This window comes from Pseudidiomarina indica, assembly GCF_900104245.1.
GTDB lineage: Bacteria > Pseudomonadota > Gammaproteobacteria > Enterobacterales > Alteromonadaceae > Pseudidiomarina > Pseudidiomarina indica.
Map to the genome: position 1 here is coordinate 1 of NZ_FMXN01000011.1, position 13,224 is coordinate 13,224.

The window sequence follows — 13,224 nt, forward strand, 5'->3', positions numbered from 1 at the left end:
CAAGAGCTTCCTTGCGGATCTCAGCTTTAAGTCGCTCTTCGGCATACATTTTCTTGAGGCGTTTATTTTCGTCCTCAAGCTCTTTGAGACGCTTCATCATCGATGCGTCCATGCCGCCAAACTTGGCGCGCCATTTATAAAATTGAGCTGAGCTCATGCCGTGTTCACGGCAAAGCTCTGGAACCGGTATACCGTTCTCGTTTTGTTTCAGAATCGCTAAGATCTGACTATCTGTGTATCGTGATTTGCGCATAGAAAACTCCTTCGTTTTAGTTTAACGGAATTTTCTACTTATAACTGCTCCGATTTTTCGGGGGGATTACACAACGGCTTCTCAAGGACGCTAAATTACCCGTGGGTAAGAATCTTAGCAACTTCGATTTTAGTCTTGTTGAAGGCGTTAATAAGCATCTTATTGCCGAATTAATTAATCAACCAAGTTGGTTAAAGCTCGGTGGCAACATCCTGCTTTTTGGTGCCAGCGGCTTAGGAAAGACGCACATCGCCAGTAGCATTGGCTACGGCCTTATCGAACAAGGCCACAAAGTTAAGTTTATTGCGGCATCTGCTATCGTTCAGCAACTACAGCAGGCGAAGCAACACTTAAGACTACAGGACGAGCTTCTAAAGCTTGATAAGTACAGTTTATTGATCGTCGATGATGTTGGCTACGTTCGTAAAACGGAACAAGAAACGAGCGTGCTTTTTGAGCTGATTGCGCATCGGTATGAGCGCCACAGCATGATCATCACATCAAATAAATCGTTCGACCAATGGGATGAGCTTTTTGATGACTCAACGATGACCATAGCGGCTATCGATCGCTTGGTTCATCACGCTACGATTATTCACTGCGAAGGTGAAAGTTATCGTCGCAAAACTGCCTTGAGTAAGGGCGACTAAAATTCGGTATCAACCGGCCAAGATAATTGCCGGAAAACCGGCCAAGGTAATTGACGCTGGATATATATGTCTGCTCAGATTATTTTGGTACATATCTCGGTATAAGCTTGGCTGAATAAATCTATTCAGGTTACTTTTTTCCCAGCTATAGGCATTATGTTCCGTTAAGTTGCTTTGCTGAGACCAAGCCGAACCTCTCCCCAGCCAATCTCTATAGTGAATCAACTCATGACCAAGAGTGAGTTGAGCCACCCCTAAATGAGAGTTGTAAGCATTTGGATTTAGAATTATCAGACCATTTTTATGTAGTCCAGGATAACCAATTTGATAAGACGCATCTACATCCAAAGTGTGAACTCCAGCACCAAACTCCGCTAAAATTGAATCGCTAAATGTTTGTTCACCTGAATTTAGTGCGCCAATAAGACCGTCAAGGTTAAAGCAACAATTCGTCTGTAATTTACAGTTTACCCTCTTAATTTAAATTAACGTTTATCCATGTTGATATTGAACTTATCAGCTGACTGTTCGCTTATATTGATATCTTGGGAGATATCATTCCAAACAGCACATTTGTTATTAAAATCCGAATAATCATTTCTACTAACAGCCAACGCAACGTAAGTGACTTCAACAAGCTCGCCAAAACTGCGCGATATATTCGTACTTGGTTCAAACTTATATATACCAGTCAATGCAACATGACACTTATCATATGCGTATATTTCACCCATGATTTCGTCAGTAAAACGAATAGCCAACCTATCTTTGCTCACGCTAAAACAAGCATCTTCAGTTGCGCATAAATATATTAAACTAGTTTCCTCATTGGGCTTAATTGCTGATAAAAAACCTACTACTTCTATTCGTTGATTATGTAAATGTTTCCCAGATAAACTTATTTCATAAAATGACGTCAACAATGGCATTGTTTCCGCAATAGCATAAATAGGAAGCATAAATAAAAAAATCAGTACCCGCATATTACCTCCTAGAGCGCACAGTTTTGAAAAACGCACCGAGTATGAGCATCGCCTATTGACTGCGGCATCAGTCCATATTTATTCCCAAACTCCTTCCACGCCTTAGTTGCATTGAAAATCTTTAAACCGCTTCCTGTATAACCCGGAGTAGGGCTATATGAAACATAACCAGAGCCGCGCTTTAAAACATCAAAATCGGAAACTGAAAAGCCAGAATCACCAGCTGGATGGGTATGCCAGAAAGCAGTTCTGCCGTGATTGACTGTGAATGGGGTTGAGCGATATAGCTCAACTACTTCACGCGAATCATAACTCGTAATAACTTTTCCGATTGAGTAACCCTCTTTAGCGTCATTGTATATATTTGCATAAATTTCAGCTTGGTATTTATCGCCTATTGGCAACCCATTTTCATGTAGCCACTTAGCTGCATCAGCTTCGAATGTGAAAGGACCTAAGCTTTCAATTTTTTTATTTAAACTGGATAATGCTTTTTCAAGCCCTTCTTTGTCGCCATTGAATCTATTAGGCACTTTAAAAGAGCTTGTATTTGCTGATTTTCTATATAGCTTCATAATGGTTTGTCGTGATACACCAGCTTGCTCTAGCTGCATTGCGGCTGCCGCTTCACCTACAATGGATGTATTAAATCCATACTGTGCAATGCCCTCGAAAATACCGCCAGTAATAGCACCCGCCAAAGCGCCGCTCATCGCTCCTCTGAGCGAACCTGTCATAATAGCACCACTTACAAAACCAGCTGCTGCACCGCCGACAACTGCCCCAGTAAACCCAGCAGCGCTTGCACTTAATCCTGAGCTTAAGGCCCAACTTGAAGCCCATCCGCTTGCGGCCCCGAAAGTAAAATAAGAGACCACTGCTGCAGCAATTACCCGCCAATATTTTTTTATTCCCTTAAACAAAGATTTGAACTTTAAAAACACCGATCTCACCCTGTCCATGAGAGTGTTCAAAACTCTTCAGAAATTTTCTTTTTGAATTGAATAAGGAAACGATGACTTAATATGATCCACGAGAGACGTATGCAAAGGTTTTAAGTCACATTCCTTACAATCAAAAAAGGAAATAACAAATCTTTTTTCGTCCATTAAATTGTTAATTTTGATAACTCGGTTTCCATTAGTATCTGTGAACTCTATTAATATGGGGTTTTTACCTGTTGGATAGCTGCGAGAGCTATCACTAACGCTTAAGCCATGCTTGTTAGCGAACTCAAATAGAGAAACTCGAAAAAAATCAAATTTATCTTCTTCTAACAAGATGCTAATCCTTAAATCTGGATTTGTTGTTTTATAACTGCAAGCACTGGACGAGATTGAAAATAACATTATTACTAAAACTCCCCACATTAATCTACTAGTACCAAATTTTATTATACTCATTGTCCAAACTTACTCCGAATACTCACATTGCCGACGCCGCCTCATATCATCTGATTAAGAGCTTTACAATACGTCGATAATTGCCTTTACCAAACACTTTGGCGGCTTATCAGGCTGTTGCCGAAGAGCAAGATCGTAAAATAATCCTCTCCGTTCGACTGAATCAACATCTTCTAGAAAATAACGACTTACATTACCCGTATACAACTTCAAAGTACCTTTAACGCTAACAAAACATCCATTAAAATTTGATAGCTCAATTTCATCATTTGCTTTAATCGTAACTCTATCAACAGATGTGAATTTATTTAGAGAATCCAAACTCGAAAATAAATATACCTCTCTATCGATAAACAAATACCCTTCCAAAATCACTCTATTTTCAATATTTAATTGTAAAGACTTGTGGTCAAAATTTATAATTGGGGTAAGCGTTTCAGCCAAAGGGTTTGCTTTAATAACACATGGGATCATTATCCCTATAACTAAAAAACAAATGTAACTAATAATCTTTAACATAGTACTGCCCCTCATATGTATCTAACACGTCGCGACCATGAAAGTTAATTCTAGACATATGGTAGGTCACATTAGGTGTTACATCGCCCCAACTTTGGTATAGCTTGTGATCAGAATAACTAAATCCTCCACTCGGTCCGTCTGCATGAGAATGCCAGTTTGCTACCCAACCTTTTTCCCACCCTCGAATATTAGAAGTCAATAGGGTTGTTGAGCTAATTTCATTCCTATAATAATCGGTAACTACATTTCCCAATCTAATTTGGCCAAGATCGTCAAAAATGTTAACTGCAATTTCAACATCATGATCAACTGCAAGTGGATGAACATTTTTATGTAACCAGCTTAAAGCTTCCTCTTTAAGTTGAAATGACTTAAGTGAACTAATCTTTTTATTTAGTTCTATTAGGTCACGATCAAGAGCTTCTGTTTCCTGTAGTGTTAGCTCACCTTTGGCTTTACCGTCACTAAGTTTAGAACCTCGACTTTGTGTCTCATCTACAACGCGAGAAAATGCGGCGACAATTGCACCATTAGCAAACTTGCCACCCGTTAATTTTGAAACCGTTCCGCCAACAACAGCACTTGCAATAATGCGACCTCCTACCTTTTTAATTCCGTTGATAGTACCACTGGCCATAGCATTAACACCGGCAGATAAAAAACCATGCCCAAAATTCCCGCCAAATATTTCAGACATAACGCCGCCGGCAAGACCACTTCCAGCAATATGACCGAATGAACCCGGTTCAAACGCTTGACCAATGCCATAAAACGCAGCGGCTGCAAAGGCTCCTCGCAATGCACCGGTGAGTATACTGCCACACCCGTTATGACAAACAGGCGTACCAACCTTCCTTAATTACCCTACACTCAATCGAATTGTTCTTTATTTTGTTACCATAAAAAACTGAGTCTTTAAGTTCTAAACCTGATTTTAAGACAACAAGGGATTGCCCACGACTTACTAGCCCTGTAGACCAATATAGAAACTCTACAATTTGATCTTCCTTATCCACTTGAACACCATTGTTCAAGTTCAGTTCATCAAACCTAGCTAAAAACCATTCATTTTCTTCATCATCGATAACACCTTTAGGGTAAATACCTGTTCGACTAATTCGATCAGCGCCTGAAAGTAAAACCTTAGATGCAACCTCTTCATAAGTTGTAATTTTACTAAGCACATCAGCGTTTACGCTTTCAAAAGAGGGTGCTTGCTCACTAGAGCAAGCACTGATATTCACAAATATCATTCCTAAAAATATAACCTTTAATGTATAATACCGAAGTTTCATTTTAGTTCGCACCTTTCAGTCTGTAGTAATGTTTAGCTCCCATCCAGACATGGGCCTGATCTCGCCAGTTATCACCATAATTTGTGCTACCTGGATAGTCATTATAGTCAAATGCAGTACCATCAGATGCCTTGTAATTTTTGGACTGGTAATATTGCTGATAATAACCCGCCCCCCAGGGCTTGCCTACAAAGTAAACGTGGGGGCCAGTTAAATATTAACAAATATAATTAATCTTTGACCCTACTTGCCAATCCTCTAAGGCTAGCAGACCAATAAATACTTCCATCAAAACTAAACATTAACAGCCCATACTCCGAGTTAAAAAACAATGAAGATTCAAGGGTTCGATCTTTTACATTGTGAATATTAACTTCAAACCCTTCAATGTTGTTTCCTAGCACCGACATTGACTTCATAATGGGTAAAAAAACCAACTCCGAACTCCCAGATAACTTCACTTTAAGGGGAGCTTTATGATTATCTGGAATCACAATAAACGTTTTCCCTATTTGTAAACACAGTTCAAGCTCTTTAAGTTCACATGATTTTAGCTGTCCTACAGCATCACCTATCATAAAGACTTCATTTTCTATGTCGATACCTAGGCTTGGCTGTCCAAGTGATTCATAGACATATTTCTTAGCATTTACACTAAAAGATAAGATACTTATTAACAACAAACCAATTACTTTAATCATATACACGCCCCTTGTGGATTTAAAGTACAAGCATTGCTATATTGTTGCCTTTGAGTGCCATCGATTTCAGACATAATTTTATCTGTAAATAAAACGTTGGCGTTATTAGTATCAGCGAGCCCCATCACTGCATGTCCCATTTCATGAGCTATTATTCTAGTTAATGAAAACCGTGTTAAAGGCATTGCCTCACTCGCTAAATTATAGAAATTTAAGTTGGTATTCAGATCCACTGTCATTATGTTTCCATTCAAGCGACCAAAATTTTCACCAATATTATTCAAAATAATCTTCAATGGTGATTTAGTTGATAATTTTCCAAGCATTTCTTTTCCACTGTCTGTAGCAAAAATATCATCTAAACTGTCTTTAACGCTGGCCAAATCATCTGCTGAAACTTCTCCAGCTAATGGTCCCCACCACGCAACTTCCACTTTCCCATCAAATAAACTAGAACTTTCCCCAGTCATCGAGCTTAGCTCTAAGACTTTTGATCTATTAGCTTTAGCAGTAGCTTGATTTTGATAATAATTTCCAGTCTCTTTTAGCATTCTAGCAAACGCAGCATTGAATGCACCATTAGCAAATTTCCCACCAGTTAGTTTGCTAATCGTTCCTCCTACCACAGCAGACACAATTACTTGTGTCGAAGCATTTGTACTGTATTGGCCGCTAGAAGCGTTACCCAGTCCAGCAGACCAGAAGCCATGCCCAAACTTACCACCATACAAGTCACTCATCACTCCGCCAGCGAGGCCACGTCCAGCAAGATGACCAAATGAGCCCGGCTCGAAAACTTGACCAACCCCATAAAACGCAGCGGCAGCCACCGCCCCTCGTAATGCTCCCGTGAAGATATTCCCACCATTAGCAGCAGCACCTGCTGCTCCGGCTATAGCACCTGCGGTGGCGGCACCATACCAACTGCTGGCGAAATACGTGGCGCATGCTTGGCAATACACACTCAGTACTGCTACGACAACTGCGCCAATAATGGGTTTGATTGTTTCCCAGAGCTTACTGAAGAAATACCCACTCGGGTCGGTATAGCTCATGGGATTGTTCAGCACGTAGCTGTAGCGGTTGTAGTTCTGGCTGTTTTTGGGTTCTTGCACAAAGGGGTCAGCTTGTAAAAAGCGCCCAAGGGTGGGGTCATAAATGCGCCCTTTCATGTGCACAATGCCCAAGGCATCCATTTGCCGATGCCCGGTAAAACCTTGCTCGGTTGGCGGCAGCATGCTGCCAAGCGCAACACCGCCTGCGGTGTAAATGGTTCGGGTTTGACCAAAAGCACTAAATAGCTGCTGGCTGATTATCGTTGATTTTTAGTCCTGCAGTGCGCCAAATCCTTTGGCCCCCATCAACCAATAAACTTCATCAGCCTCACCTTCGGGTGAAAGACCAAAACTAAATCCTAATACTCCCAATTCTCGCGAAAATAACGTGTATGTTGATTTACCTCTTTGGCGGCCAGCTAAATTTGCGTCGCGAGGCGTTTCAATCAGATAAGCATCGGTTATTTCACGCCCCCAAAGCGACAATGAAATTCCTTGTCGTACCACCTTATAAGTCACTCCATGAAGCTTCCAGCTTGGCGGCAATTCAGTATTCGCTTTCGGAAATGAGAACGCGTAAGCTTGGGAAAAAATACAAACATAATCATCATCAACACTGCAAAACGTCGCTTCGTTGATTCCATCGCGCCCAATTACAAATCGGCCATCTTCACTAGATGAAAGCGGCTCAATAATTGTTTTGAAATTCCTATCAAACCAACCAACATACTTGAATTTTCGACGTTCATCAGCAAAACAATTCATGGACATAAGAAATATGCATATAACCATAAACTTAAGTAGTGGATTCATCTATATCCCCATTACTAAACTATGACGTCGCTCTAGTGAGGTTTGCTTAATTGAAGGTACAGATCGGGCCAAACACCGATGTCGTGGTACTGCATCGGTGTCATTTCTGGCACTGGCCGCCATGCATAATGATTGGGAACAGTGGCGCAGGTGGCCACCGCATGCAGGCCAATGATGCCCTCAGGAGAGCCTAGCTGCCACTGTCCATCTTCTTGCTCTACCCCCAATTGTTGCCACTCAGACACCGCTCGATGCCAAGGTAAGCGTTTCCAGAAGGCTTGTAATTCAGTTGCAGTCATTTGTTGCTGGGTTGTGACCACCACATTTAAACTAGGGTGCTGATAATGCCCATGGCAAAATGGCTCGGCCAATTCAGGCGACATTGCATACTCATCCACCAGCCCTAACCAATGGCCAATTTCGTGGCCTAGCAATGCCACTGAGCCTGTGCTGGGCATTACAATTTGTTGAGGCGAACTATGTGCAATGCCCCAATCTTGATTGGCAACTAACAACAGCTGAGGAGCAGCAGACGATAGGGGTGATTGCGGTGAATTCCATTGACAGTGCAACCGTTGGCGCACTCCCTGGGGCGCACAGTGGAGCTCGGTGGGTAAATAATAGTGCAAGTCGAAGCACCCATAAAAGTGAGCCAATGGATGCTCTTGCCAAGCTGAGAGGAGACTCCAGGCTGCTTGGCGGTCGCTCACTGGTATATACACCGCTGTGGCCGTGCGGACCCCACATTGATGCCCTAGGCTGCTCACTGATTGTGGCCAAGGGGCGAGCACGGAAGAACTCCCGCTTAAAGCACTAACGCTCAGCCACACCGCAAGCAACCAATTCAACTCGGTGCCCTATTCCGATTGAGCACTCGCTTCGCGAGCCAAGGCAGTACGATGCAATTCCAAGTTGGCATAACGATATTCTAAGAAAAACGGCACATGAGTGCTCAACGCCATTCGAAAATACACTTCAGCAGTGGCAAAATCACCGTCTAATTGGCGTAATTTGCCCAGATAAAAATAGGTTTCACACATCCGCTCTGCCGGCGTTTCATCATCACTTAATTCGCGTAATGCGTATTCTTGGATAAAGCGATCATCGTCAATCGCCCCTAAAATTAAATCAACCAAATACCAGCCCCATTCTTGATTCGCGAAGTCAAGGCGGCGTTTGGCAAGATTCAACCGTGCTGTGGCGGGATCTTTTTCCGCTTCCGCAAAATATAACCAAATAACGCGATACGCATCATTGGGTGATTGCTCAAGTGCGGTATTAAAGTCTTTAATTGCCCAATCGATACGATCGTCATAATAAGACGTTAAGGCACGATTTAAGACTCCATAGGGATGCTCCGGATCGAGTTCTAGCACCGCATCAAACATTTCGTAGGCATAGCCATACTCTTGTATCGCCGTATAATGAATGCCTAAGTAATTATAAGCAGAAGCTAATCGAGGGTTGTGCTCCAAAGCCTGATGAAAATCATAACGAGCTAAGCCATACAACCCCAACGCATCATAAAGTGAACCACGGCGGTATTTTAAATCCGCTTGCCCTTCAGTCGGAATGGAAAGTTCTGCTTCATTTGCCAAAAGTTCGTTGATCTTAGCGATTTCAACTTGATAACGCATATCGGGTTCGTCGGGTTTGACCACCGCCAAATTCATCAACGCAGTGGCCGTCGTTGTTGACGTGGTCTGGGCACAACCGATCACTGAAGCCAACATAATCGCAACGAATCCCATCCGGAGTTTCATAATTAACAACCTTGTATAGACGATCTGGAAAGTCTCATAATAACTTAGATGAACGAGAAAAACGAAGGTTCAGAAAAAAGAAAAGCTGCGCTTGGAAACTCCAAACGCAGCTTTGAGCTGACTAGTCAGTGATTGCTGAATGAAAATTACTCGTCGTCGGCCGACGTGTTCGTCTCATCTGCTACCGGTGCTTCTGTTTGCGCTGGTTTTTCAGCTGCATCTTTCATGCTTAAACGGATGCGACCTTGACGATCAATTTCTAATACCTTCACTGGGACCACATCACCCACTTTCAGATATTCGTTCACATCATTCACTCGCTCTTCAGCGATTTGAGAAATGTGAACTAAACCGTCTTTGCCTGGTAAAATTGTTACGAAGGCACCAAAGTCAACAATGCGAGCAACCTTACCTTGGTAAATACGGCCCACTTCCACTTCAGCCGTTAATTCCTCAATTCGAGCAATGGCGGCGTCGGCTGATTCCTGGTCGGTCGCAGCAATGCGAACCGTACCATCATCATTGATTTCGATATTGGTGTTCGTGCTTTCGGTCAATTCACGAATCACTGCACCACCTTTACCAATCACATCACGAATCTTGTCTGGGTTGATTTTAATCGTGGTGTAACGAGGCGCATAGCTGGATAGTTCGGTACGAGCACTGGCAATCGCTTCGTCCATGACTTGCAAAATATGCAACCGTGCAGACTTGGCCTGTGCCAATGCGATTTCCATGATTTCACGGGTGATTCCATCAATCTTGATGTCCATTTGCAGAGCAGTGACCCCTTCCGCGGTTCCCGCTACTTTAAAGTCCATATCACCCAAGTGGTCTTCGTCACCTAAAATATCAGACAACACCACAAATTTGTCGCCTTCTTTCACCAAGCCCATGGCAATACCAGCAACCGATGCTTTAATTGGCACCCCGGCATCCATCAAGGCCAACGAAGCACCACACACGGACGCCATTGAACTTGAACCGTTGGATTCGGTGATTTCAGACACCACTCGTACGGTGTACGGGAATTCGTCTTGGCTCGGCATTACCGCTTGAACACCGCGCTTCGCCAAACGGCCATGGCCAATTTCGCGACGCTTCGGTGAGCCAACCATGCCAGTCTCACCCACACAGTACGGAGGGAAGTTGTAATGCAACATGAAGCGACTGTCCACTTTACCGGTTAAGTCGTCAATCATCTGTGCATCGCGCTCAGTTCCCAAGGTAGCGGTTACTAACGCTTGCGTTTCGCCGCGCGTGAACACTGCTGAACCGTGTGTTCTTGGTAATACACCCGTCGCAATATGCAACGCACGAACCATATCTGGTTCACGGCCATCGATTCGTTTTTCGCCTGCAATGATGCGGCTACGTACTAATTCACCTTCTAAGCGGTGGAATAACTCACCGACTTCATTGACATCGACGGTCTCGTCTTCTGCGACCAACTTCTCCACAACCTCTGCTTTTAACGCATTCAGTTGTTCATGGCGCTTTGCTTTTTCGGTAATGGCGTAGGCTTCAGCAATTCCTGCTTCTGCCAAGGCTTTGATTTGATTCAACAGTGCATCGTTGGTGGCAGGTGCAACCCAGTCCCACTTCTCTTTGCCCGCTTCTGCAGCAAATTCATTGATGGCTTGGATCACTGTTTGCATTTGCTCATGACCGTAAACTACGGCACCCAGCATGACATCTTCAGACAATAACTGTGCTTCTGACTCGACCATTAACACGGCACTGGAAGTTCCTGCAACCACGAGGTCTAGCTTGGACTGCGCCAATTCATCCATGGTTGGGTTCAGCACGTATTCATCGTTCAACACCCCAACGCGCGCAGCACCGATTGGGCCGGCAAAAGGCACACCAGAAATTGCTAATGCTGCCGAGGTCCCAATTAACGACACAATATCAGGGTTGATTTGTGGGTTGACCGAAATGACGGTGGCAATAATTTGAACTTCGTTATTAAACCCTTCTGGGAATAATGGACGAATGGGACGGTCAATCAGACGCGAGGTTAAGGTTTCGTTTTCTGAAGGACGGCCTTCACGTTTGAAGAAACCACCAGGGATTTTACCAGCGGCATAGGTCCGCTCTTGATAGTTTACTGTTAACGGGAAAAAATCTTGACCTTCTTTAGCATCTTTTTTAGCAACCACAGTCACTAATACTGTGGTGTCATCCATACTGGCCAATACTGCGGCGGTTGCTTGGCGCGCCATAGCACCGGTTTCTAACGTCACTGTATGTTGACCGTACTGGAATTTCTTGGTTATTGGATTCACGTGTTCATTTCCTTTCATCTTACTTAGTGATGCGTTTTTCGTTACTCGTTATTCATGAAAAGTTTCAACCAAACTGCTCATGAATAACTTATAACGGCCAACGCCCAGTCAATATTAAAACAAAAAAGGGGCCACCTGTGGCCCCTTCACTCGAACTTTGCTTAGCGACGTAAACCGAGTCGCTCAATCAGAGTTGCATAACGCTGATTGTCTTTACGCTTTAAGTAGTCCAACAACTTACGACGTTGGCTAACCATCCGTAATAGACCACGACGTGAGTGGTGATCTTTAGCGTGTTCTTGGAAGTGGCTCTGCAGCTCGTTAATGTTTGCAGTTAACAAAGCGACTTGAACTTCTGGTGAACCAGTATCGTTTTCGCTTTGGCCGTATTCTTTAACGATTTCCGCTTTTTTTGCCGTACTTAGTGACATAGTTTACTCCTAATGGTGAAAAATATCAGTGCCAATCACTAATTCAGCACTGATCAAATCGTGGTGAATTATACGCTCGAATCCTACTGAGCGCAATCTTAACCACTCGTAAAAAAATGAATTTATAGATTTAACACCCGTTTGGGTGCTAACAGACTTTCTTGCCCAACGCCGAGCCCTAACATTCGCTCGCCTTCGGCAGCATACACCCGTGCGGGCGCCTCATCAGAGGCCAAGGTTCCCGCTGGTAAAGGGACTGGATTCCCCCGTTGAAAACGCATCCCATCCTCGTCATTCAGCCGCACTATAGGAAACTGGCGAATCACACTGTCCACTGGTTCCAACAAGGCATCCAGCGCCTCATAACGTTCTTGGTCTGGCATTGTTTGCGCGGCGATTTCAGCCAACTCTTCCATCCGCCAAACACGACCTTTAACGCCTTCTATCCAAGTTCGTCGAAGTTCGGCCACATAGGCACCGCACCCCAAAAACTGTCCCATATCATCAATCAAGGTTCGAATATAAGTTCCTTTTGAGCAGGTCACTTCCAAGTGCAGTCGATCCCCTTCCCAACCCAACTGTTGAATTGAATGAATGGTGATTGTGCGTGTTTTTAACGGCACATCAATTCCTTGCCGCGCGTACCAATAGAGCGGCTTGCCTTCGTATTTCAGAGCTGAATACATCGAGGGCGACTGCTCTTGTTCCCCAGTAAAGTGGGCGATAGCCGCATCGATCAACCCATCGTTGAGCACCGCTAGCTGCGCATCGGTGGCGGTCCAGACAATATCGCCTTCCGCATCACTCGTCGTGGTACGCTGCCCAAGTTGCGCGACCACCTGATACGTTTTATCAGCAGCCAAAGAAAAATGAGATAATTTGGTGGCTTCGCCAAAACACAGCGGCAAAATACCCGTTGCTAATGGGTCCAAAGCGCCCGTATGTCCCGCTTTATTGGCATTAAAAAAACGCCGCACTTGCTGAAGCGCGGCGTTTGAAGTGAGACCTTGGGGCTTATCTAATAAAATCACGCCGTTCACATCACGGCCCGACTTCCGTCGTCCCAT

Annotated in this window: 16 protein-coding genes; 1 reads left to right on the forward strand and 15 read right to left on the reverse strand. The window is 43.9% G+C overall.

Features of this window, described 5'->3' with window-relative positions:
* Positions 1–253 (reverse strand): transposase (locus tag BLP64_RS08720; RefSeq protein ID WP_143001084.1); only part of this gene is annotated, 253 nt, incomplete at its 3' end.
* A 65-nt stretch (positions 254–318) separates the two neighbouring features.
* Here BLP64_RS08720 and istB point away from each other — a divergent pair.
* Positions 319–903, forward strand: coding sequence for an IS21-like element helper ATPase IstB (gene istB, locus BLP64_RS08725; protein WP_324615352.1), 585 nt, complete (start codon positions 319–321; stop codon positions 901–903).
* Between the two features lie 9 nt (positions 904–912).
* On the opposite strand, the gene BLP64_RS10755 is transcribed toward istB, so the two are convergent.
* The 14 genes from BLP64_RS10755 to truB all read right to left on the reverse strand — a co-directional run bounded on the left by BLP64_RS10755 (position 913) and on the right by truB (position 13,224).
* Positions 913–1,251 (reverse strand): hypothetical protein, encoded by a 339-nt coding sequence (locus BLP64_RS10755; protein WP_143001085.1) that lies wholly within the window; start codon positions 1,249–1,251, stop codon positions 913–915.
* Positions 1,252–1,388: 137 nt separating this feature from the next.
* On the reverse strand, positions 1,389–1,886 hold the full coding sequence (locus BLP64_RS08730; protein ID WP_092593683.1) for a hypothetical protein: 498 nt from the start codon (positions 1,884–1,886) through the stop codon (positions 1,389–1,391).
* Positions 1,887–1,894: 8 nt separating this feature from the next.
* Positions 1,895–2,830: a hypothetical protein gene (locus BLP64_RS08735; RefSeq protein ID WP_143001086.1), complete on the reverse strand. Its 936-nt coding sequence runs from the start codon at positions 2,828–2,830 to the stop codon at positions 1,895–1,897.
* A 522-nt stretch (positions 2,831–3,352) separates the two neighbouring features.
* On the reverse strand, positions 3,353–3,808 hold the full coding sequence (locus BLP64_RS08745; protein ID WP_092593686.1) for a hypothetical protein: 456 nt from the start codon (positions 3,806–3,808) through the stop codon (positions 3,353–3,355).
* Complete coding sequence (locus tag BLP64_RS08750; RefSeq protein ID WP_092593687.1) at positions 3,792–4,610, reverse strand: hypothetical protein; 819 nt, start codon at positions 4,608–4,610, stop codon at positions 3,792–3,794. Before BLP64_RS08750 ends, BLP64_RS08745 begins: the two co-directional genes overlap by 17 nt.
* A 28-nt stretch (positions 4,611–4,638) precedes the next feature.
* Positions 4,639–5,106 (reverse strand): hypothetical protein, encoded by a 468-nt coding sequence (locus BLP64_RS08755; protein ID WP_092593688.1) that lies wholly within the window; start codon positions 5,104–5,106, stop codon positions 4,639–4,641.
* Between the two features lie 230 nt (positions 5,107–5,336).
* Entirely contained in the window at positions 5,337–5,807 is a 471-nt protein-coding gene (locus BLP64_RS08760) for a hypothetical protein (RefSeq protein ID WP_092593689.1), read from the reverse strand.
* On the reverse strand, positions 5,804–7,123 hold the full coding sequence (locus tag BLP64_RS08765) for an RHS repeat-associated core domain-containing protein (RefSeq protein ID WP_092593690.1): 1,320 nt from the start codon (positions 7,121–7,123) through the stop codon (positions 5,804–5,806). Before BLP64_RS08765 ends, BLP64_RS08760 begins: the two co-directional genes overlap by 4 nt.
* A gap of 9 nt (positions 7,124–7,132) precedes the next feature.
* Positions 7,133–7,675 carry a hypothetical protein gene (locus BLP64_RS08770; RefSeq protein ID WP_143001087.1) on the reverse strand — a complete coding sequence of 181 codons (543 nt, stop codon included), beginning with the start codon at positions 7,673–7,675 and terminating at the stop codon, positions 7,133–7,135.
* A gap of 32 nt (positions 7,676–7,707) precedes the next feature.
* Positions 7,708–8,466: a hypothetical protein gene (locus BLP64_RS08775; RefSeq protein WP_092593692.1), complete on the reverse strand. Its 759-nt coding sequence runs from the start codon at positions 8,464–8,466 to the stop codon at positions 7,708–7,710.
* A gap of 66 nt (positions 8,467–8,532) precedes the next feature.
* Positions 8,533–9,438 carry a lipoprotein NlpI gene (gene nlpI / locus BLP64_RS08780; RefSeq protein ID WP_092593693.1) on the reverse strand — a complete coding sequence of 302 codons (906 nt, stop codon included), beginning with the start codon at positions 9,436–9,438 and terminating at the stop codon, positions 8,533–8,535.
* Positions 9,439–9,584: 146 nt separating this feature from the next.
* Positions 9,585–11,726, reverse strand: a complete 2,142-nt coding sequence (gene pnp / locus BLP64_RS08785; protein WP_092593694.1) for a polyribonucleotide nucleotidyltransferase — start codon at positions 11,724–11,726, stop codon at positions 9,585–9,587.
* Between the two features lie 161 nt (positions 11,727–11,887).
* Positions 11,888–12,157: a 30S ribosomal protein S15 gene (rpsO, locus tag BLP64_RS08790; protein ID WP_092593695.1), complete on the reverse strand. Its 270-nt coding sequence runs from the start codon at positions 12,155–12,157 to the stop codon at positions 11,888–11,890.
* Positions 12,158–12,279: 122 nt separating this feature from the next.
* Positions 12,280–13,224, reverse strand: a complete 945-nt coding sequence (gene truB / locus BLP64_RS08795) for a tRNA pseudouridine(55) synthase TruB (RefSeq protein ID WP_092593696.1) — start codon at positions 13,222–13,224, stop codon at positions 12,280–12,282.